Here is a 19,925-nt window from a genome sequence, read left to right as displayed (position 1 = left end):
TCCCGCAGCACAGCGCAACACACCAGGACGCTCCTCCCCACCCGGGGAGGGGCGTCCTGCCGGATCCGGGGGCGGAACCGGGTCGGTACTACAGTGCCGGACGTGCCGAAGATCAGTGCCGAGACCCTCGCCGAGCACCGTGACCTGGTGCAGCGCCGGGTCTTCGACGCGTTCGCGGCGCTGATGGTCGAGCGCAGCTTCGACGCCATCTCGATGGCGCAGATCGCGGCCGCCGCCGGCCTGGGGCGCACCGCGATCTACCACCACTTCCCCGACAAGGAGGCCGTGGTGGTCGCGTTCGCGTCGCACGAGACCGACCGCTACCTCGCCGGCCTGCGCGCCGAGCTGGACTCCGTGACCGACCCGATCGCGCGGATGCGGGTCTACGTGCGCCACCAGCTCACCGCAGGCGAGCAGTTCCACATGGGACTGGGCATGCAGCTCGTCGGTGTGCTCTCCCGCCAGGCCGGCCAGGAGATCCGCGAGCACGTGGTCGCGGTGGAGGACGTGCTGCGCGACCTGCTGGTCTCCGGCGTGGAGTCGGGCGCCTTCGACATCCCGGACATCCCGGCCGCCATGTCCCTGATCCACGCCTGCCTGGCGCCCCGCGACGTCCCTGCCGAGCAGGTCGAGCGCTTCATCCTGCGCGCGCTCGTCACCGTCGGCTGAACGAGTCCCCGAAGGCCTACTTTTAGGCAAACCTAACTTTGTGGCCGAAACTTCTTGACAAGTCGTCAGATACTTGTCGACAATGTGTCGAGAAAGTACGTCCACCACCAGCGCTGGGGATCCCATGACCGTCACCGACCTGCCCGCCACCCCGACCGTGAGCCTGTCGGCCGCGATGCGCGAGGGCTCCATGGCCGAGCACCAGGAGGCGGAGGACTCGCGCTTCATGTCCGAGCTCCTCGGCGGCCGGGTCAACGAGACCGGGTACGCCGAGTACCTGCTCAGGCTGCGCGGGGTCTACGAGGTCATGGAGACGACGCTGCGCGCCCGGCTCGACGACCCGATGGTGGCCGCGGTCCACGACTCCGCCCTTGAGCGGCTGGACGCCATCGACGCCGACCTCGCGCACTGGGCGCCCGGTGGCGCGCGCACCGTCGACTCCCCCGCGGCGGCCGCCTACCGCGAGCGCGTCAGCGCTGCGGGCGAGTGGGGCGGCCTGCTGGTGGCCCACCACTACACGCGCTACCTCGGCGACCTGTCCGGCGGTCAGGCGATCGGCCGCATCATCGACCGGACCTTCGAGCTGGAGGGCGTCGGCACGGCGTTCTACGCCTTCCCCGAGATCCCCAAGCCCAAGACCTACAAGGACGGCTACCGCGCCCGGCTCGACGGGCTCGGCCTGTCGCCCGAGGAGGTACGACGCGTGGTCGACGAGGTGAAGGTAGCCTTCCGGCTCAACCAGGCCCTCTTCACCGAGTTGGGACAGAACATCGATGGGTACCGCCGCTGACCTGAGGTCGCTCCCCGCCCCCGGCACCCGACAGGGGCACCGGTGAGGGTCCTGGTCACCGGCGCCGCCGGCTCGATCGGCCAGGTCGTCACCGTCGGGCTGGCCGACCGCGGTCACGAGGTCGTCGGCCTGGACCGGGTGCCGCGGCCCGACGCCGCCGACGTCCCCTGGCACGTCGCCGACTGCGCCGACCCCGACGCCGTGCACGCGGTGTTCGAGGAGCAGCCGCTCGACGCGGTGGTCCACGCCGCAGGGCTCCCCGACGAGGCCTCACTGCCCGACTCGCTGACCTCCCACGTGATCACCACGGCCGCCCTGCTCGACGCCGCCGTCACCCACGACGTACGCCGCTTCGTCTACGCCGGCTCCAACCACGCGGTCGGCCGCACTCCCCGCGCCGAGGCACCGACGCTCGGGACCGACGCCCGCCCCCGACCGGACACGTTCTACGGCGTGGCGAAGGTGGGCGCGGAGGCGCTGCTGTCGCTCTACGTGGACCGGCACGGGATCGACGCGATCTCGTGCCGGATCGGGTCCTTCCACCTGCGACCCGAGTCGGTGCGCCAGCTCGCCACCTGGCTGTCCCCCGACGACTGCGTGCGGATGGTGCACGCGTGTCTCACCGCACCCGCCCCGGGCTTCGCCGTCCTCTACGGGGTCTCGGCTAACACCCGAGGCTGGTGGGACCTGGAGCCGGGTCGCGCCCTGGGCTACGAGCCCCTGGACGACGCCGAGGAGTTCGCCGCCACCATCGCCGAGGGCGCCGCCGACGAGGCCGAGAGCGCCTACGTCGGCGGCCCGTTCGCCGGCGAGGCGTGCTACCGGCCGGCGCTCGACCGTCTGGGCCCTTGACCGGGACGAGGGCTCAGTCGACTCCGAGCCGCCTGCGCAGGCCCTCGAGACAGCCGGCCAGCATCCGGTCGTGGTTCCAGCGCAGCACCGGCCGCGCGACGTACGACGCCAGCGCGAGCGCCCCCGAGACGGCGACCGACTGCTCGAAGAGCATCCGGGTGCCGTCCCCGACCGGATCCAGCCGCCAGCGGACGGTCCCGTCGAGGTCGCCGGCCACGGCCACCTCGACGACCGGGGCCGACCGGGAGACCGCGTGCAGGAGCAGGTCGAGCCGGTAGGGCAGCACGGAGCGGCAGATCACCCGGGCGTCGTCCGGACCGAGCTTGGCGACCGCCAGGACCTGCGGCCACCACTCGGGGTAGTGCTCCAGGTCGACGACCACCTCGCGCACCGCCTCGACCGGCGCGCCCACGGTCCACTCGGCGCGGAACTCGTAGGTCGCTCTCACCGCGGCTCGTCCATGGCGAGGGCAGGGGGGCTCACGGTGGGAACGCTACGGGGCCGACGCTACGGTGCCGTCATGACGCCCGACCTCTCTCAGCTTCTGGACCGTGCGCGCGAGTGGGCGAGGCAGGACCCCGACGACGTGACCCGCGCCGAGCTCGAGGGCGCGGTCGCCGAGGTCGAGGGCGGCGCCGACCCGGCCGACCTCCAGGACCGCTTCGACGGGACGCTGGAGTTCGGCACCGCCGGGCTGCGTGGCGCGCTCGGGGCCGGGCCCAACCGGATGAACCGGGTCGTCGTGCTCCGCGCCGCGGCCGGGCTGGCGGCGTACCTGCGCGAGCAGGGGACGATCGGCCCGGTCGTGATCGGCTACGACGCCCGGCACAACTCCGAGGTCTTCGCCCGCGACACCGCCGAGGTGATGAACGGCGCCGGCCTGACCGCCTGGATCCTGCCCCGGCCCCTGCCCACGCCGATCCTCGCGTTCGCGATCCGCGAGCTGGGCTGCGTCGCGGGAGTGATGGTCACCGCCAGTCACAACCCGCCCCAGGACAACGGCTACAAGGTCTACCTCGGTGACGGCTCCCAGATCGTGCCGCCCGCCGACGTGGAGATCGCGCGTCACATCGCGGCCGTAGGGCCGGTGGCCGAGATCGTGCGCGGCCGCCCGGGCAAGGTGCTGACCGAGGACGTGGTCGACCGCTACCTCGATACCGTGGCCGGCCTCGCCGACGACGGGCCGCGCGACCTCAACGTGGTCTACACGCCGCTGCACGGCGTGGGCGCCACCTCGGTCGTCCAGGTGCTCGAGACCGCCGGCTTCGCCCAGCCGCGTGTGGTCGCAGAGCAGGAGGAGCCCGATGCGGACTTCCCGACCGTCGCGTTCCCCAACCCCGAGGAGCCGGGCGCGATGGACCTGGCCATGGCCTTGGCCGCGCGCCACGGCGCCGACCTGGTCGTGGCCAACGACCCGGATGCCGATCGCTGCGCCGCCGCGGTGCCGGGCCTGCACGGCTGGCGGATGCTGCGCGGCGACGAGGTCGGCGCCCTGCTGGCCTCGCACCTGCTGTCGTCGGGCAAGCAGGGCACCTACGCCACCTCGATCGTCTCCTCGTCGCTGCTGGGGAAGATGGCTGGGGCCGCGGGCCAGCCGTACGTCGAGACGCTCACCGGCTTCAAGTGGATCGGGCGGGTCGACGGGCTCGCGTTCGGCTACGAGGAGGCGCTGGGCTACTGCGTCGACCCCGAGCACGTCCGCGACAAGGACGGCGTCTCCGCGCTGCTGCTGCTGTGCGAGCTCGCCGCCGGCGCCAAGGCCGAGGGCCGCTCCCTGACCGACCTGCTCGACGACATCGCGGTCGAGCACGGCCTGCACGCCACCGACCAGGTCTCCGCACGCGTCGACGACGTGGCCGAGATCGGCGCCGCCATGGCACGCCTGCGCTCGACCGCGCCGGCGAGCCTGGGCGGCCTGGCCGTCGTCGGCGTCGACGACCTGTCGCTGGGCTCCCCCGCCCTGCCGCCCACCGACGGCCTGCGCTACCGGCTGGCCGAGGGGGCGCGGGTGATCGTGCGCCCAAGCGGCACCGAGCCCAAGATCAAGTGCTACCTCGAGGTCGTCGTGCCGGTCGACCCTGCCGACGGCGTGGAGGCCGCGCGGATCTCGGCCGCCGGCCGTCTCGACGCGCTGGGTCGCGACATCCGGGCCGTGGCCGGGATCTAATCGAGAGCCGGGAGCGCGGGGGGCGTCAGAGCACGACGGAGACGACCAGCGCGACCGAGAGCAGCACCACCCCGACCAGCTCGGGCCAGGCGGGCGAGCGGCGTACCTCCCGGCCAAGGGCGACCTGCTCGGCCGACCCGAGGCGGATCCCCGCGACCGCGCGGGCGTCGTCCATGCGCTGGCGGATCCGGCCTTCGACGAAGTCGGCGTAGTCCACATCGGTGGCAGGCCCCGAGGGCGGCCGGCGCAGCTGCCGGCGGGACTTGCCGACGGCGGGCGAGACGTAGCGACGGTCTCCCGCGCGTACGGCGAGCAGCTGGCGGACCGCGAGCTCCTCGATCGCGGCGAGCGGGATGCTCACCGTCTCCAGCATGTTGCGCAGCTCCAGCCGGTCACCGACCAGCGAGACCCGGGGTCGCAGCATGGCCGCCCAGCACAACAGCCCGACGAGGGCGGCGAGCACGATGGTCCAGGTGGGGATGTCGGCGTCCCGGTCGAGCACGCCGATGCCGACGACGAGCAGGGCGAGCGCCAGTCCGACTCCCCCCATGATCCGTCCGCCGGCCGGCGCGAATCGCTCCCGCTGGTCCTCGCTCACGTCGCTCCTCGCGCTGTCGTCCGGTTGCTGCCCGTCTGCGCGTCAACCCTATGCTGGGGGGATGCCTTCCTCCCCCAGCACCGCGACCGACGAGGGTGCCGCCACGCGCTTCTCGGACGTCGCGAGGTCCGACGCTTCGCTGCGGAGCTTTCTGCACGGGCTGCCGGGTGTCGACCAGGTCGGCGCCGACGCCCGGGCCGCCTCGCTCGGCACGCGTTCGATCAAGACGACCGCCAAGGCCTACGCCCTGGACCTGGCCATCCGCATGGTCGACCTGACGACGCTGGAGGGCCAGGACACCCACGGCAAGGTCCGCGCCCTCGCGGCCAAGGCGATGCGGCCGGACCCCTCTGACCCGACCTGTCCGGCCACCGCCGCGGTCTGCGTCTACCCCGACATGGTGGCCACCGCGAAGGCGGTCCTGGGCGACAGCGGGGTCAACGTCGCGGCGGTCGCGACGGCCTTCCCGAGCGGCCGCGCGGCCCTCGACATCAAGCTCGCCGACACCCGCGACGCCGTCGAGGCCGGGGCCGACGAGATCGACATGGTCATCGACCGCGGTGCGTTCCTCTCCGGGCGCTACCTGCAGGTGTTCGAGGAGATCGTCGCCGTGCGCGAGGCCTGCGGCAGCGCACACCTGAAGGTGATCTTCGAGACCGGCGAGCTGCAGACCTACGACAACGTCCGCCGCGCCTCCTGGCTGGCGATGATGGCGGGCGCGCACTTCATCAAGACCTCCACCGGCAAGGTGCAGCCGGCCGCGACGCTGCCGGTGACGATGATCATGCTCGAGGCGGTCCGCGACTTCCGCGAGACCACCGGGCAGATGGTGGGGGTCAAGCCGGCCGGCGGCATCCGCACGGCCAAGGACGCGATCAAGTACCTGGTGATGGTCAACGAGGTCGCGGGTCCCGACTGGCTCGACCCGGACTGGTTCCGGTTCGGCGCCTCCACGCTGCTCAATGAGCTGCTCATGCAGCGCACCAAGATGACGACCGGGCGCTACTCCGGTCCCGACTACTTCACGTTGGACTGAGGACATTGGCCCAGATCTTCGAGTACGCCCCCGCCCCCGAGTCGCGCGCCATCGTCGACATCAAGCCGTCGTACGGCCTGTTCGTCAACGGTGAGTTCGTCGACGGCCACGGCGCGCCGTTCAAGACCATCAGCCCGGCCACCGAGGAGGTCCTCTCCGAGGTCGCCGAGGCCTCCGAGGCCGACGTCGACCTCGCCGTCCGCGCCGCCCGCCGGGCGCACGCCCGTGTCTGGGGCCGGATGCCCGGACGCGAGCGCGCCAAGTACCTCTACCGGATCGCCCGGATCATCCAGGAGCGCGGCCGCGAGCTGGCCGTCCTGGAGACGATCGACAACGGCAAGCCGATCAAGGAGTCCCGCGACGTCGACGTCCCGGTCGCCGCCGCCTTCTTCTTCTACTACGCCGGCTGGGCCGACAAGCTGGAGTACTCCGGCTACGGCACCCGCTCGCTCGGCGTCGCCGCCCAGGTCATCCCGTGGAACTTCCCACTGCTGATGCTGGCTTGGAAGATCGCGCCCGCGCTGGCCGCCGGCAACACGGTCGTGCTCAAGCCGGCCGAGACCACGCCGCTGACGGCGCTGCTCTTCGCGGAGATCTGCCAGCAGGCGGACCTGCCGCCCGGCGTCGTCAACATCCTCACCGGTGCCGGCGGCACCGGTCAGGCGCTCGTCGCGCACCCGGACGTCGACAAGGTCGCCTTCACCGGCTCGACCGAGGTCGGCAAGGCGATCGCGCGCACGGTCGCCGGGACCGAGAAGAAGGTCACCCTCGAGCTGGGCGGCAAGGCGGCCAACATCGTCTTCGACGACGCCCCGCTCGACCAGGCCGTCGAGGGCATCGTCAACGGCATCTTCTTCAACCAGGGCCACGTCTGCTGCGCCGGCTCCCGCCTGCTCGTCCAGGAGTCGGTCGCCGACGACCTGCTCGCCCGCCTCAAGCGCCGCATGGGCACGCTGCGGCTCGGCGACCCGCTCGACAAGAACACCGACATCGGGGCCATCAACTCCGCCGAGCAGCTGGCGCGCATCCGCGAGCTGTCCGACATCGGCGAGTCCGAGGGCGCCGGGCGCTGGTCGCCGGAGTGCGAGCTGCCGAGCAACGGCTTCTGGTTCCCGCCGACGATCTTCACCGGCGTCACCCAGGCCCACCGGATCGCTCGCGAGGAGATCTTCGGCCCGGTGTTGTCGGTGCTGACCTTCCGCACGCCGTCGGAGGCCATCGAGAAGGCCAACAACACGCCGTACGGCCTCTCGGCCGGGGTGTGGACCGACAAGGGGTCTCTGATCCTGAAGATGGCGAGCGCGCTGCGCGCCGGGGTGGTCTGGGCCAACACGTTCAACAAGTTCGACCCGACCAGCCCGTTCGGTGGCTACAAGGAGTCGGGCTACGGCCGCGAGGGCGGCCGGCACGGCCTCGCGGGTTATCTGAAGGGTGGCGAGTGACATGTCGCGCGTCGACGTCCGCAAGACCTACAAGCTCTTCATCGGCGGGCAGTTCCCGCGCTCGGAGTCGGGCTACTCCTACGTCGTGCACGACTCGAAGGGAGCCTTCGTGGCCAACGCCGCGCTCGCCTCGCGCAAGGACGCCCGCGACGCCGTCGTGGCCGCACGCAAGGCCTTCGGCGGGTGGTCGAGCAAGACTGCGTACAACCGCGCGCAGATCCTCTACCGGATCGCCGAGATCATGGAGGACCGCCGGCCCCAGCTCGTGCAGGCCGTGCGTCAGTCCGAGGGCCTGACCGGCTCGCGCGCCGAGAAGGTGCTCGACGAGTCGATCGACCGCCTGGTCTGGTACGCCGGGTGGGCCGACAAGCTGACCCAGGTGATCGGCAACGCCAACCCGGTCGCCGGACCGTTCTTCAACCTGTCCACACCCGAGCCGAGCGGGGTCATCGCCGTGCTCGCACCCCAGGAGTCCTCGCTCCTCGGTCTGGTCAGCGCCGTCGCGCCGGTCATCGTCACCGGCAACACCGCGGTCGTGGTGTCGTCGTACGAGCGGCCGCTGCCGGCCGTCACCTTCGCCGAGTGCCTGGCCACCTCCGACGTCCCCGGAGGCGTGGTCAACATCCTCACCGGCGAGGCCGCGACGGTCGCGCCGTGGCTGGCCGCGCACATGGACGTCAACGGCATCGACCTGCTGGGCGTCGCCGGCGATCCCGAGCTCGCGACCTCGCTCGAGGTCGCGGCGGCCGACAACCTCAAGCGGGTACGCCGCGCGCCGGCCGCCGAGCCCGACTTCGGCGCCGATCCCGGGCTGGACGCCATGACCGCCTTCGTGGAGACCAAGACCGTCTGGCACCCGATCGGGGTCTGACGGCTCCCCATGGCGAAGACCGCTCGTCCCTCCACCCACCCTCCCCACCTCGACCCGGTGGTCCACCGCGCGCTCGCGGCGGGGTCCTCCGACCTGCTCGTCGCCGACGCCGACCTGCACGGCCTGTCGTTCGACGACCTCGCCGTGCCCGAGCTCGCGCTCGGCGGTGCGTCGGTCGACGGCTGCCGGTTCGCCGGCGTCGAGGCCCGGGAGGCGGACTGGTGCTCCACGCGGCTGCGCGAGACGACCTTCGAGCGGCTCGACGTGCCCGTCGTACGCGCACCGCGCGGGGTGTGGCGCGACGTCCTCTTCACCGGCGCGCGGCTGGGCTCCGTCGAGGCCTACGAGACCAACTGGCACTCGGTGCACTTCGTCGGCTGCAAGCTGAGCTTCGTCAACCTGCGCGGCGCCGAGCTGCTCGACGTCGCCTTCACCGACTGCGTCATCGAGGAGCTCGACCTGCTGAGCACCACCGCCCGCCGGGTCGCCTTCCGCGGCACCCGGCTCGGTCGTCTCAACGCCCAGCAGGCCCGGCTGGAGCACGTCGACCTGCGCGGGTGCGAGCTCGAGGCCGTGGACGGCCTGGACGGCCTGCGCGGCGCCACCATCAGCCCCGCTCAGCTCGACCTCCTCGCGCCGTTGCTGGCGCGCGAGAAGGGGCTCAAGGTCGAGGAGCGCTGAGAGCCCCCGGGCGTCAGAGCCGCTGGTGGGGCGGGAAGCCCGTCCGCCGCAGGTCGTGGGGCAGGTGCGACATGTCGTTGAACGCCACCACGCTCGGCGGTCGTCCGGGAAGTACCGCAGCACCGTCAGCGCCGCCCGGCACTCAACCAGCACAGCCTGCTCCGGACGTGCCGCTTGCCCCGCCGGTGGCGGGGTGTGGGGCGCTCAGGGTCTCTGGCGCAGGACCGGCTCGGTGCCGGTGTGATCGCGGCGGTAGATGTGACCGTGGGGTGAGTGCCAGACATAGGTGCCCCGGTCGAGAACGTCGTAGGTCCAGCGGCCGTGGGTCTTCAAGCGATGGTGTCCTCGGCACAGGGGTGCGGAGTTGCACGAGCAGGTCGGTCCACCCTTGTCGTACGGGGTGACGTGGTCGTGGTCGCACCTCTCGGCTGCTCTGGTGCACCAGGGGAACACGCAGTGGTGGTCGATGAGGTCGTCCTGCTCGACCAGCCGGGCTGGGTGCTCGTATCCGGCGACGTGGAGGTGCTCGGCGAGGTCTCTGACGGGCTTGAGGTTGATGACGGTGTCGGGTGCCCCGCACCACTCGCGGATGGTCTCGACGAGCACCGGTTTGCGCCCGGCTCGTCCGACGGTGGCGTTCGGGTCCCCGAACACGCCGGCCTGGTGGACGTGCAGGTCGATGACCCGGGTGATCTTGATGCTCTCGGTGGTTGAGGAAGGACGAAGTCCGGTCTCGAAACCACCCTCGCTGTCCTGGGTGTCCTGGTCGAAGGGCAGCGTGTCTTGGCCGCGGGCGAGGTCACCGGCGGCCTGGGCGCGTCGTACGTCCAACGACTCGGTGGACCCGGCCGCCTTCCGGTGCGCGGCGAGGCGGTTGATCGCGGTGTCGAGGTCGAGGGCGTCTTGGGCGTCCAGGGTCCCGGACACGTCGATGGTGCCTTCGAGGGACATGTGGTCGGTGTGGATGTCGAGCTTGCGGGCGTCGGCGGCCTGGCGGCGTAGCTTCTCGGCCTGCTCGGGGTCGAACCTGGCCATCGCGGTGGCGATCTGGCGCTCGACCTCGGCGTAGGAGACCTTGTGCGCGCAGTAGGCCACCTGCTGGTCCACGAACGCCGCACCCGCCGCGGGTAGACACATGGTGTGCTCCGCGATCCACCGCGCCTTCCAGAACCCCAGCTCCCCGGCCTCGACGCGGGCCCAGATCCTGGGGAGCCGGTACTTGATCTCGAGCGCAGCGCCGACGTAGCGCTTGGCGGAGTCGGTGGACATCCCCAGCGCGGCGCCTAGCTCCATGACCGCGAACTCGCTGACCATGGGGGCGCCGGGCCCGGCGAGGGGGATGCCGTGGTCGGCGAAGACCGCGGCGTCGGCCTCGTCGTGGGTCTCGTGAATCTGGCACCAGTCAAGCGTCAGGTGTAGGCGGCCGAGCTCGACGTCGATCGCGGCCTGGGTGTGCGCGCGGACACCGTCGAGCAGCTGTCTGCTCTGGTCGGGTCCGGTGCTGGTCATGGGACTACTCAAGCACCCGCCACCGACAGTCCAAGGCCGAGAATGTCCTTTGTCCACAGGGCTCTGAGAACTTTCTCGACCCCCTTCGGTGGTCGAGGTGCGAAGGCGCCCTCGCGCCTGAGCCTCAAGACCCCCGCAACCCGACCGCCGTACCCCCTGGGCTGCCTGCCGGCTCACCGGGTCTCGAGGCTCGTCGCTAGCGCTCCTCACACCTCGACCACCGAGATGGCCGCCGCGCGCTCGTCGCACCTCGACCACCGGGAGCTAGGACAGGAGGCCCCGCACGACGCGGAGGCCGACGGACATGCGGGCCAGGTCGGCGGTGTCGTCGGTGGTGATCTCCTGGAGGGTGTCGGCGGCGCGGTTGACGACGACGGCGTCGGACTCCTCCCACTGCGCGATGCGCGCGGGGGCGGGGTCGTCGGGCGAGGTCGTGGTGAGCACCTGCTGGGTGAGCGAGGCGTGGACTGCGTGCAGGTCGTCGCGCAGCGCCGCGCGGGCCATGGTCTGCCAGCGGTCGTCGCGGGGCAGCCCGAGGATGCGCTGCACCAGCGAGGGAAGCCCCAGCCGCTCGCCCAGGGCGAAGTGCACGCGCGCGACGTCGGCGGGGTCGATGGACTCGCGGTGCGCGATCTCGATGATGTTGAGCAGCATGTACGCCGGCGGCAGCACCGCCACGCGCGACGCGAGCCCCTCGGGCACGTCCTTGGCCATGAGCGCGTCGCGCCGCTCCTCGTACGCCGTCAGCTCACGGCCGGTCATCAGGTCCGGGAGGTGAGCCAACGTCTCCTGCACCGGCCCGGAGAAGAAGTCCACGGTCGCCTGGCTGTCCAGCGGCGGACGGCGGTTGGTGACCAGCCATCTCGAGGCGCGCTCGACCAACGTGCGCATCTCGATCCGCATGCGGGTCTGCACGGCGGCGTCCAGCTCGTTGTCGAGCGCCTTGACGTCGTTGCGCAGCGGCAGCGACGCGAAGATCTCGCGGGCCACGAAGTTGGCGCGCACCAGGTCGGCGGCGTCGGCCCCGGTCTCTCCTGCCAGGCGCGGCCAGTAGGTCATGCCGGCGCCGTTGACCAGGTCGTTGACCACCTGGGTCACGATGATCTCGCGGCGCAGCGGGTGCTCGGTGACGGGCGTCTCGAAGCCCTCGCGCACCTGCCGTGGGAAGTACGCGCGCAGGTCCAGGTCCAGATAGGGGTCGTCGGGCAGGGCGGACTCCAGCAGCTCGTCGGCGAGGACGATCTTGGTCCAGGCCAGCAGGACCGAGAGCTCCGGCGCGGTCAGGCCCTCACGCCGCTCCAGCCGGCGGCGTACCTCGCGGCTCGACGGCAGCCCCTCGATCTCGCGGTTGAGAATCCCGTCGCTCTCGAGCCGCTTCATCCAGAACTCGTGGACGTGCAGCAGCGGCCTGGCGTTGAACGCGGCGTTGGCGAGGGCGAGGTTCTGCTCGTAGTTGTCCTGCAGCACCAGGTCGGCGACCTCGTCGGTCATCTCGACGAGGAGCCGGTTGCGCTGCTTCTCGGTCAGGTCCCCGGCGGCCACGACCCGGTCGAGCAGGATCTTGAGGTTGACCTCGTGGTCGGAGGTGTCGACACCCGCGGAGTTGTCGATGAAGTCGGTGTTGATCCGGCCGCCGGCCATCGCGTACTCGATCCGGCCGGCCTGGGTGAAGCCCAGGTTGCCGCCCTCACCGACGCAGCGGGCGCGCAGGTCCCCACCGTCGACCCGGATGGCGTCGTTGGCCTTGTCGCCGACGTCGGAGTGGGTCTCCTCCGCGCCCTTGACGTAGGTGCCGATGCCGCCGTTCCACAGCAGGTCCACGGGCGCGAGCAGGATCGCGCGCATCAGCTCGGTGGGCGTCATGGAGTCCACCTCGCCGTCGATGCCGAGGGCGGACCGGATGTGGTCGTTCAGCCTGATCGACTTCGCCGAGCGGGAGAACACGCCGCCGCCCTCGGAGATCAGGGAGGCATCGTAGTCCTGCCACGACGAGCGTGGGACCTCGAAGAGCCGGCGCCGCTCGGCGTACGACGTGGCAGCGTCGGGGTCGGGGTCGAGGAAGATGTCGCGGTGGTCGAAGGCCGCCACCAGGCGGGTGTGCTCCGAGCACAGCAGCCCGTTGCCGAAGACGTCGCCGGACATGTCGCCGACGCCCACGCAGGTGTGGTCCTCGCTCTGGCAGTCCACGCCCAGCTCGCGGAAGTGCCGACGCACGGACACCCAGGCGCCGCGGGCAGTGATGCCCATGGCCTTGTGGTCGTAGCCCACCGAGCCGCCGCTGGCGAAGGCGTCGCCGAGCCAGAAGCCGTAGTCCTTGGCCACCTGGTTGGCGATGTCGGAGAACGTCGCGGTGCCCTTGTCCGCGGCGACCACCAGGTAGGAGTCGTCGCCGTCATGGCGCACGACCCGCCGTGGGGGCACCGTCTCGCCGTCGACCAGGTTGTCGGTGACGTCGAGCAGCCCCGAGATGAAGGTCCGGTAGCAGGCCACCCCCTCGGCCATCCAGGCGTCGCGGTCGGAGGAGTCGGGCAGCTGCTTGCAGAAGAACCCGCCCTTCGCGCCCACCGGCACGATGACGGCGTTCTTCACCATCTGGGCCTTCACCAGACCGAGGACCTCGGTGCGGAAGTCGTCGCGCCGATCCGACCAGCGCAGGCCCCCGCGCGCCACCGCGCCGAAGCGCAGGTGGACGCCCTCGACGCGGGGCGAGTACACGAAGATCTCGAAGCGCGGGCGGGGCTCCGGCAGCTCAGGGATCGCCGACGGGTCGAGCTTGAACGACATGTACGGGTGCGGGCGGCCGTCCTCGGCACCCTGGAAGTAGTTGGTGCGCAGGGTCGCGAGGACGTGGGTGAGATAGGAGCGCAGGATCCGGTCATCGTCGAGGCTGACCACCTCGTCGAGCGCTCCCAGGATGCGCTGGCGCAGCTCCTCGACCCGCACGGTGCGCGCCTCGGCGTCCTCGGTCAGGCCGTCCTCGCCGGGATCGAAGCGCGCCTCGAAGAGGCGCACCAGCAGCCGCGTGATGTCGACGTTGCCCGACAGCGCGTCCTCGATGTAGTCGAGGGCGAACGGCGAGCCGCCCTGCCGCATGTACTTCGCGTAGGCGCGCAGCACGGTGGCCTGGCGCCAGGTGAGGCCGGCGCCGAGGACCAGCGAGTTGAAGCCGTCGATCTCGTTGAACCCCTCCCACACCGCCCGCAGCGCGTCCTGGAACGGCTCGCGCGCGCCGGCGGGCAGGGACCGGCCGTAGCGCAGCCCGAACTCGTAGATGTACGACGGGCGCGGCAGTCCGGCCAGCGCGTAGGGCCGCTCGTCCACGACCTCGACGCCCATCGAGGACAGCATCGGCAGGATCTCCGACAGCGAGAGGGGCTCGCCGATGCGGAACACCTTGAGCCGGGCCTCGCCGCGGCCTGCGTCCAGCTCCTCGTAGAGCGACAGGTCGATGCCGACGTCGCCCTGGATCTCCTCGAGCCGACCCAGGTCGACCGCGGCCGTGCGCGCCGGGAAGTCCTCCTTGTAGGCCTCCGGGAAGCAGTCGAGGTAGCGCCGGCCGAGGGTCGCGCCGGCCTCCTCGCCGTACTCGGCCATCACGGCGGCCATGAAGTCGTCGCGCCACGAGCGGGAGGCGTCGCCCAGGCGGCGCTCCAGCTCCTGGGTGTCGACCTCGGGGATCTCCTCGCCCTTGGGCAGGCGGACCACGAAGTGGACGCGCGCGGTGGTCGACTCGTTGATGCGCACCGTGAACTCCACCGAGTCGCCGCCGAAGCGGTCCTTGAGGATCTGCGCGAACCGCTCCCGGACGCTGGTGTTGTAGCGGTCGCGCGGCAGGTACACGAGCACGGAAACGTAGCGCCCGTAGGTGTCGCGGCGCACGAAGAGCCGCAGGGCCCGGCGCTCGCGGGCCACCATCGCGGCCTCCGCCATGGGCGCCAGCTCGTCGACGGGGGTGTGGAACAGCTCGTCGCGCGGGTAGGTCTCCAGGGTGTCCATCAGCGCCTTGCCGGCGTGGCTGCGCGGGTCGAAGCCGCTGCGGCGCAGGACGGCCTCCGCCTTGTCACGCAGCAGCGGGATGCGCAGCAGCGACTCGGTGTAGGCGGCGCTGGAGAAGAGCCCCAGGAAGCGACGCTCGCCCGACACCTCGCCGTTGGCGTCGAAGGTCTTGACCCCCACGTAGTCGAGGTACGCCGGACGGTGCACCGTCGCGCGGGAGTTGGCCTTGGCCAGCACCAGGAGCGTCTTCTCGCGGGCCTTGGCCTTGACCTTCTCGGGCAGCCGGCCGAACGACTCGGCCATCTCCTGGTCGGCGCGCAGGATGCCGAGGCCGGTGCCGGGCACGGCCCGCAGGAAGTCGTCGTCGTCCTGACGCTCCAGGGAGTACTCGCGGTAGCCGAGGAACGTGAAGTGCTCGTCGGAGAGCCAGGCCAGCAGGTCGGCGGCCTGGCGCACCTCCTCGGGGTCCAGCGGGGGCGGGTCGGACTCCAGGCCGCTGACGATGGCGCGGATCTGAGCGTGCATCTTCTCCCAGTCCTCGACCGACTCACGGACGTCGCGCAGCACCCGCTGCACGTCCTCGACGATCGCGGCCGGGTCGTCGTCCTCGCGCAGCCGGTCGATCTCGACGTGCATCCACGACTCGCGCACGGCGTCGCCGTCCGGGGCGCTGGAGCCGTCGTCGACCGGGCGGACCTCCTGCAGCGCGCCGGTGATGTCGCGGACGACGTCGTAGTTGGGGTGGATGACCAGGTGCACGTCGCGCAGCTGGCGGGAGAGCTCCATCGTCAGCGAGTCGACCAGGAACGGCATGTCGTCGACGACGACCTCGACGACCGAGTGGCCGCCCGCCGACCAGCCGTACTCGCTCAGCGTCGGCGTGAGGACCCGGACCCGGGCCGTGCCCTGCGGGCGCTCGGCGGCCAGCTTGTGGTGCGACGCCAGGGCGCCGTAGACGTCGACAGCGGAGCGCCCGAGCAGGTCCTCCGCCGCGATGTGGCGGTAGTAGGCCCGCAGCAGCGCGTCCACCCGGTCGGGCGGCGGTGCGCCGCTCCCCTTCCGTTGCCGGGCCAGGTCGATGGCCTGGTCGAGGAGCTCCGCCTTGTCCACATCCTGCGTCGTCGTTGACACCCTCCCGACCCTAGGTCGTGGCGTGCGCAGTGTCACAACGGGGCCCCGGGGTGTCCCTACAGCTCGCTGCGCAGGTCCCACAGGAGCGGGAAGTACTGCAGGGGCAGCCGGCTGCGCAGGTACGTCGAGCCGCTCGAGCCGCCCGTCCCGGACTTGGACCCGATCATCCGCTCGACCATCACGACGTGGCGCGCCCGCCAGCTCGCGGCCAGCTCGTCGTGCTGCAGCAGCGCTTCGCCGAGCGCCCACACGGCGGCGTACCGGGACCGGTCGTGCGCAACCGTCCGCATCGACGCGGACACCTCCGCCTCGGAGGCGGCGGGGAGCCCCTGGGCGCGCAGGACGTCGAGGAAGGCGTCCCACAGCGTCGGCTCCGCGAGGCGGCGCCCCAGCCGCTGCCGCTCCTCGTCGGTGAGACCCCGGAAGCGCTCGACGTACGCCGCGTCCTTGGCGCCCGAGACGAACTCCAGCTCGCGGAACTGCACCGACTGGAACCCACTGGCCGGCGCCAGCTGCTGGCGGAACTGCAGGAAGTCCTGCGGGGTCATGGTCTCGAGCACGTCGACCTGCTGCACGAGCACCCGCTCGATCACGTGCACCCGCTGGAGCAGGTGCTGGGCCCACCAGAGGTCGCCGGACGTCATCGCGTCGCGCGCCGCGGTCACCTCGTGCAGGAGCTGCTTGAACCACAGCTCGTAGACCTGGTGGATGGTGATGAACAGCAGCTCGTCGTGGGCGGGAGGATCGGACTCCAGGTGCTGGGAGTCGAGCAGCTGCGAGAGCCGAAGGTAGCTGCCGTAGGTCAGCTGCGCGCCCTGCTCGCCGAAGGACACGAAGCTCTCGCCGGGGTGCTCCTCTTGGGTGCTCACAAGGTGCATGATGTCGCACATGCTGATGCGCACCGAGCTTTCCTACGACGCTCCCCCGGCCGACGTGTTCGCGATGCTCTCCGACCCGGCGTTCCGGGAGCGGGTCTGCGAGGCCCAGCACGCGGCGTCGTACGACGTGAGCGTCGACGTCGCCGGCGCGGGCCTCACGGTCCGGGTCGAGACCGAGCAGAACACCTCGGGACTGCCGTCGATCGCGAAGAAGTTCGTGGGCGAGACCACGACCGCGATCATGACCGAGACCTGGAAGGACGGCTCCGGGGGCGCCGTCGACATCAGCGCTCCTGGCAAGCCGACCAAGGTCACCGGCAGCGTCACGCTGCGCGAGGCCGGCACCGGGACGGTGCAGACCGTCGAGCTGGACGCCAAGGTCAAGGTGCCGCTCATCGGCGGCAAGCTCGAGCAGCTCCTCGTCGACACCCTCCAGGCCGCCTACGCCAAGGAGCAGCAGGTCGGCACTTCCTGGCTGGCGGGCGAGCGATGAGCCGCGAGGTCCTCCACCGGCTCACCTACGACGCGCCGCCCGAGCGGGTCGCCGCGATGCTGCGCGACGCCGACTTCCGGCGTGAGGTCTGCACCGCCATCGGCATGAGCCGGGCCGAGGTGTCGGTGTCGGTGCCGGAGGACAGCGACTCCGCCGAGATCGTCCTCGACCAGTGGCAGCCCACCGCCAGCCTGCCGGCGTTCGCGAGGAAGCTCGTCGGCGAGGAGACCCACATCGTCCAGACCGAGTCCTGGGCAGGAGCCGCCCGGGGCGACATCGTGGTCACGATCCCGGGCAAGCCCGGCGACATGAGCGGGACGGCCGTGCTCACCGAGGAGGCCGGCGTGACCACCGAGACCGTCGCGCTGACGATCACGGTGGGGGTCCCGCTGGTGGGCGGCAAGATCGAGGCCCTGATCGGCGACATGCTGCTGGACGCCCTCAAGACCGAGAACCGCCTGGGGCGCGACTACCTCTCGCGCTGAGCCTCGGTCCCGTCCTCCGCGGCCGCGTCCTCCGCGGCCTCGTGGCGGCGCCGTACGGCGATCACGATCCCCAGCACCACGAACGGCCCGAAGGCCAGCGCGATCGTCAGCGCCTGCTCCACCGGGTGGAGGGCGCCGAGGTGCAGCGGGACGACGTTCATCGGATCCATTCTCCCCTACCGGTCCCAGGCGAGCCCCCTCGGTGGTCGAGGTGCGAAGGCGCCCAGCGCCTGAGCCTCGAGACCCCGTCCCTCGGTCGCCACGCTTGCTCGACCGGGAAGGCCGACGCCGCGCCCTCGTTCCTCGGGCTCGGCGTGCCCTACCCCATGTACGGGTAGCGGTAGTCCGTGGGCGGCACGAAGGTCTCCTTGATCGACCTCGGGCTGGTCCAGCGCAGGAGGTTGAGGGCGGCGCCGGCCTTGTCGTTGGTGCCGGAGGCGCGGCCGCCGCCGAAGGGCTGCTGGCCGACCACGGCGCCGGTGGGCTTGTCGTTGACGTAGAAGTTGCCGGCGGCGAAGCGCAGGGTCTCGGTGGCCCAGGCGACGGCGGCCCGGTCGCGGGCGATGATCGCGCCGGTGAGCGCGTACGGCGCGAACGACTCCATCTGGGCGACGACCTTCTCGAAGTCGCCGTCCTCGTAGACGTGCACCGCGAGGATCGGGCCGAAGTACTCGGTCGAGAACATCTCGTCGGTCGGGTCGCCGCCCTCCACGACGGTGGGTCGGACGAAGTAGCCCACCGAGTCGTCGACCTGGCCGCCGGCGAGGACAGTCAGGCTCCGCGAGCGCGTGGCCCGGGCGATCGCCGCCTTGTGCTTGGCGAACGCACGGTCGTCGATGACCGCGCCCATGAAGTGCGACAGATCGGTGACGTCACCCATCGAGATCGCCTCGACCTCGGCGATGAGGTCGTCCTTCATCTTGTTCCACACCGACCGAGCGACGTACGCACGCGAGGCGGCGGAGCACTTCTGCCCCTGGAACTCGAACGCACCGCGGATCATCGCCACCCGCAGCGCGTCCGGGTCGGCGGAGGGGTGCGCGACGATGAAGTCCTTGCCGCCCGTCTCGCCCACGATGCGGGGGTAGGCGCGGTAGCCCGAGATGTTCTCCCCCACCGTGCGCCACAGCGCCTGGAACGTCGGGGTCGAGCCGGTGAAGTGAATGCCGGCCAGGTCGGGGTGCGCGAGGGCGACCTTCGAGACCTCGAGGCCGTCTCCGGGGAGCATGTTGATCACGCCCGGCGGCATGCCGGCCTCCTCGAGCAGCTCCATCGTCAGGGACGCGGCGAGCTGCTGGGTCGGCGAGGGCTTCCAGATGACCGTGTTGCCCATCAGCGCCGGCGCGGTCGGCAGGTTGCCCGCGATCGCGGTGAAGTTGAACGGCGTGATCGCATAGACGAACCCCTCGAGCGGGCGGTGGTCGGTGCGGTTCCAGATGCCCGGGCTGTTGGCGATCGGCTGGTCGGTGAGGATCTGCTTGGCGTAGTGGACGTTGAACCGCCAGAAGTCGATCAGCTCGCACGCCGAGTCGATCTCGGCCTGGAAGGCCGTCTTCGACTGGCCCAGCATCGTGGCGGCGTTGATCCGTTGGCGCCACGGGCCGGCGAGCAGGTCCGCGGCCTTCAGCAGCACCGCGCACCGATCGTCCATGCTCATCGCGGCCCAGTCGGGGGCGGCCTTCGCGGCCGCCTTCACCGCCGCCTGGGCGTCGGCCTGGGTGGAGTTCTTCATGACCCCGAGGACGTGTTGGTGGTCATGCGGCTGCACGACCTGGATCTCGGCACCGCCGCCCGATCGCTTGCGGCCGCCGACGTGCGCGCGCAGCGTGACCTGACGGCGCTCCTGCCGCTCCAGCTCCGCGACCAACTCGGCCCGCTCGGTGCTGCCGGGGGCGTAGGTCAGGTTGGGCTCGTTGGTCGGAGTCGGCGGGAAGGAGATCGCGTCCATGCTTCGGATGTTGTCACCCGCCGGTCGGGTTGTCGAAGCCGCCGTCAGGCGCCGCCGACCAGCTCCGGGAGCTCCTGGGTGGCGAACCAGGCCAGGTCGTCGTCGGGGTCGGTGAAGTCCTCGACGTCGGCGTGCGCCGCCACCACCCGTCGCAGGGGGATCGGCCGCCCCTCCGAGGCGACCTCGGCGACCACGACCACCCGGCGCCCCGCACCACCGATCAGCTCGGCCGACTCGTCGGCGGCGGTCATGAGGGCGGCGTACTCCGCCTCCTCGTCCTCGTCCGCGGGCGAGATCGGCTCGGCCGGCCAGGGGACCTCGCCGGCCGAGAGCCACTCCGCGAGCAGCTCCAGCGAGGCGGGCACGTAGACGCGCACCG

The 19,925-nt window shown here is 71.4% G+C and carries 18 protein-coding genes; 10 read left to right on the top strand and 8 right to left on the bottom strand.

Features of this window, described 5'->3' with window-relative positions:
* Positions 1 to 102: 102 nt before the first annotated feature.
* From LRP67_RS07525 to LRP67_RS07515, 3 genes are all read left to right on the top strand, one after another.
* Positions 103 to 669: a TetR/AcrR family transcriptional regulator gene (locus LRP67_RS07525; RefSeq protein WP_231269556.1), complete on the top strand. Its 567-nt coding sequence runs from the start codon at positions 103 to 105 to the stop codon at positions 667 to 669.
* A gap of 124 nt (positions 670 to 793) precedes the next feature.
* Complete coding sequence (locus LRP67_RS07520) at positions 794 to 1,459, top strand: heme oxygenase (biliverdin-producing) (protein ID WP_231269555.1); 666 nt, start codon at positions 794 to 796, stop codon at positions 1,457 to 1,459.
* A 42-nt stretch (positions 1,460 to 1,501) separates the two neighbouring features.
* The gene (locus LRP67_RS07515) at positions 1,502 to 2,311 is read left to right on the top strand and encodes an NAD(P)-dependent oxidoreductase (RefSeq protein WP_231269554.1); all 810 of its coding nucleotides are present in this window, start codon (positions 1,502 to 1,504) and stop codon (positions 2,309 to 2,311) included.
* Between the two features lie 13 nt (positions 2,312 to 2,324).
* Here LRP67_RS07515 and LRP67_RS07510 read toward each other — a convergent pair whose 3' ends face one another.
* On the bottom strand, positions 2,325 to 2,759 hold the full coding sequence (locus LRP67_RS07510; RefSeq protein ID WP_231269553.1) for an SRPBCC family protein: 435 nt from the start codon (positions 2,757 to 2,759) through the stop codon (positions 2,325 to 2,327).
* A gap of 72 nt (positions 2,760 to 2,831) precedes the next feature.
* On the opposite strand from LRP67_RS07510, the gene LRP67_RS07505 reads away from it, so the two are divergent.
* Positions 2,832 to 4,478 (top strand): phospho-sugar mutase, encoded by a 1,647-nt coding sequence (locus LRP67_RS07505; protein WP_231269552.1) that lies wholly within the window; start codon positions 2,832 to 2,834, stop codon positions 4,476 to 4,478.
* Between the two features lie 25 nt (positions 4,479 to 4,503).
* Here LRP67_RS07505 and LRP67_RS07500 read toward each other — a convergent pair whose 3' ends face one another.
* Positions 4,504 to 5,076 (bottom strand): hypothetical protein, encoded by a 573-nt coding sequence (locus tag LRP67_RS07500; RefSeq protein ID WP_231269551.1) that lies wholly within the window; start codon positions 5,074 to 5,076, stop codon positions 4,504 to 4,506.
* 61 nt (positions 5,077 to 5,137) lie between these two features.
* Between LRP67_RS07500 and deoC the strand changes: the two genes are divergently transcribed.
* From deoC to LRP67_RS07480, 4 genes are read left to right on the top strand one after another with little or no spacing between them, the layout of a single operon-like run.
* Positions 5,138 to 6,112 carry a deoxyribose-phosphate aldolase gene (gene deoC, locus LRP67_RS07495; RefSeq protein ID WP_231269550.1) on the top strand — a complete coding sequence of 325 codons (975 nt, stop codon included), beginning with the start codon at positions 5,138 to 5,140 and terminating at the stop codon, positions 6,110 to 6,112.
* Positions 6,113 to 6,117: 5 nt separating this feature from the next.
* A complete protein-coding gene (locus tag LRP67_RS07490; protein WP_231269549.1) occupies positions 6,118 to 7,554 on the top strand; it encodes an aldehyde dehydrogenase family protein in 1,437 nt (478 codons plus the stop codon).
* 1 nt (position 7,555) lies between these two features.
* Positions 7,556 to 8,425, top strand: a complete 870-nt coding sequence (locus LRP67_RS07485; protein WP_231269548.1) for an aldehyde dehydrogenase family protein — start codon at positions 7,556 to 7,558, stop codon at positions 8,423 to 8,425.
* A 9-nt stretch (positions 8,426 to 8,434) separates the two neighbouring features.
* The gene (locus tag LRP67_RS07480) at positions 8,435 to 9,106 is read left to right on the top strand and encodes a pentapeptide repeat-containing protein (RefSeq protein WP_231269547.1); all 672 of its coding nucleotides are present in this window, start codon (positions 8,435 to 8,437) and stop codon (positions 9,104 to 9,106) included.
* Between the two features lie 204 nt (positions 9,107 to 9,310).
* Here the strand turns inward: LRP67_RS07480 and LRP67_RS07475 are convergent, their stop codons facing one another.
* The 3 genes from LRP67_RS07475 to LRP67_RS07465 form a co-directional block, all read right to left on the bottom strand.
* Positions 9,311 to 10,615 (bottom strand): HNH endonuclease signature motif containing protein, encoded by a 1,305-nt coding sequence (locus LRP67_RS07475; RefSeq protein ID WP_231269546.1) that lies wholly within the window; start codon positions 10,613 to 10,615, stop codon positions 9,311 to 9,313.
* Between the two features lie 264 nt (positions 10,616 to 10,879).
* Entirely contained in the window at positions 10,880 to 15,742 is a 4,863-nt protein-coding gene (locus LRP67_RS07470; RefSeq protein ID WP_231269545.1) for an NAD-glutamate dehydrogenase, read from the bottom strand.
* A gap of 56 nt (positions 15,743 to 15,798) precedes the next feature.
* Positions 15,799 to 16,611: a tryptophan 2,3-dioxygenase gene (locus LRP67_RS07465; protein ID WP_231269544.1), complete on the bottom strand. Its 813-nt coding sequence runs from the start codon at positions 16,609 to 16,611 to the stop codon at positions 15,799 to 15,801.
* Between the two features lie 19 nt (positions 16,612 to 16,630).
* On the opposite strand from LRP67_RS07465, the gene LRP67_RS07460 reads away from it, so the two are divergent.
* Positions 16,631 to 17,113, top strand: coding sequence for a DUF2505 domain-containing protein (locus LRP67_RS07460; protein WP_231269543.1), 483 nt, complete (start codon positions 16,631 to 16,633; stop codon positions 17,111 to 17,113).
* Complete coding sequence (locus tag LRP67_RS07455) at positions 17,110 to 17,598, top strand: DUF2505 domain-containing protein (RefSeq protein ID WP_231269542.1); 489 nt, start codon at positions 17,110 to 17,112, stop codon at positions 17,596 to 17,598. The genes LRP67_RS07460 and LRP67_RS07455 overlap by 4 nt, the downstream gene beginning before the upstream one ends.
* On the opposite strand, the gene LRP67_RS07450 is transcribed toward LRP67_RS07455, so the two are convergent.
* From LRP67_RS07450 to LRP67_RS07440, 3 genes are all read right to left on the bottom strand, one after another.
* Positions 17,583 to 17,759, bottom strand: coding sequence for a hypothetical protein (locus LRP67_RS07450; RefSeq protein ID WP_231269541.1), 177 nt, complete (start codon positions 17,757 to 17,759; stop codon positions 17,583 to 17,585). The two genes, LRP67_RS07455 and LRP67_RS07450, sit on opposite strands and share 16 nt — an antisense overlap.
* 158 nt (positions 17,760 to 17,917) lie before the next feature.
* Positions 17,918 to 19,546 (bottom strand): L-glutamate gamma-semialdehyde dehydrogenase, encoded by a 1,629-nt coding sequence (pruA, locus tag LRP67_RS07445; protein WP_231269540.1) that lies wholly within the window; start codon positions 19,544 to 19,546, stop codon positions 17,918 to 17,920.
* Between the two features lie 44 nt (positions 19,547 to 19,590).
* Positions 19,591 to 19,923, bottom strand: coding sequence for a hypothetical protein (locus LRP67_RS07440; RefSeq protein ID WP_231269539.1), 333 nt, complete (start codon positions 19,921 to 19,923; stop codon positions 19,591 to 19,593).
* Positions 19,924 to 19,925: the final 2 nt, after the last annotated feature.

Source organism: Nocardioides sp. cx-169 (assembly GCF_021083605.1).
Classification (GTDB): domain Bacteria; phylum Actinomycetota; class Actinomycetes; order Propionibacteriales; family Nocardioidaceae; genus Nocardioides.
This window is presented reverse-complemented; position numbering and strand designations above follow the sequence as displayed.

What these genes read in the sequence shown, in the direction of transcription:
- LRP67_RS07520 (WP_231269555.1), top strand. Translation starts at nt 794, where the DNA reads ATGACCGTCACCGACCTGCCCGCCACCCCGACCGTGAGCCTGTCGGCC.
- LRP67_RS07505 (WP_231269552.1), top strand. Translation starts at nt 2,832, where the DNA reads ATGACGCCCGACCTCTCTCAGCTTCTGGACCGTGCGCGCGAGTGGGCG.
- deoC (WP_231269550.1), top strand. Translation starts at nt 5,138, where the DNA reads ATGCCTTCCTCCCCCAGCACCGCGACCGACGAGGGTGCCGCCACGCGC.
- LRP67_RS07485 (WP_231269548.1), top strand. Translation starts at nt 7,556, where the DNA reads ATGTCGCGCGTCGACGTCCGCAAGACCTACAAGCTCTTCATCGGCGGG.
- LRP67_RS07480 (WP_231269547.1), top strand. Translation starts at nt 8,435, where the DNA reads ATGGCGAAGACCGCTCGTCCCTCCACCCACCCTCCCCACCTCGACCCG.
- LRP67_RS07475 (WP_231269546.1), bottom strand. Translation starts at nt 10,615, where the DNA reads ATGACCAGCACCGGACCCGACCAGAGCAGACAGCTGCTCGACGGTGTC.
- LRP67_RS07460 (WP_231269543.1), top strand. Translation starts at nt 16,631, where the DNA reads ATGCTGATGCGCACCGAGCTTTCCTACGACGCTCCCCCGGCCGACGTG.
- LRP67_RS07455 (WP_231269542.1), top strand. Translation starts at nt 17,110, where the DNA reads ATGAGCCGCGAGGTCCTCCACCGGCTCACCTACGACGCGCCGCCCGAG.
- LRP67_RS07450 (WP_231269541.1), bottom strand. Translation starts at nt 17,759, where the DNA reads ATGAACGTCGTCCCGCTGCACCTCGGCGCCCTCCACCCGGTGGAGCAG.
- pruA (WP_231269540.1), bottom strand. Translation starts at nt 19,546, where the DNA reads ATGGACGCGATCTCCTTCCCGCCGACTCCGACCAACGAGCCCAACCTG.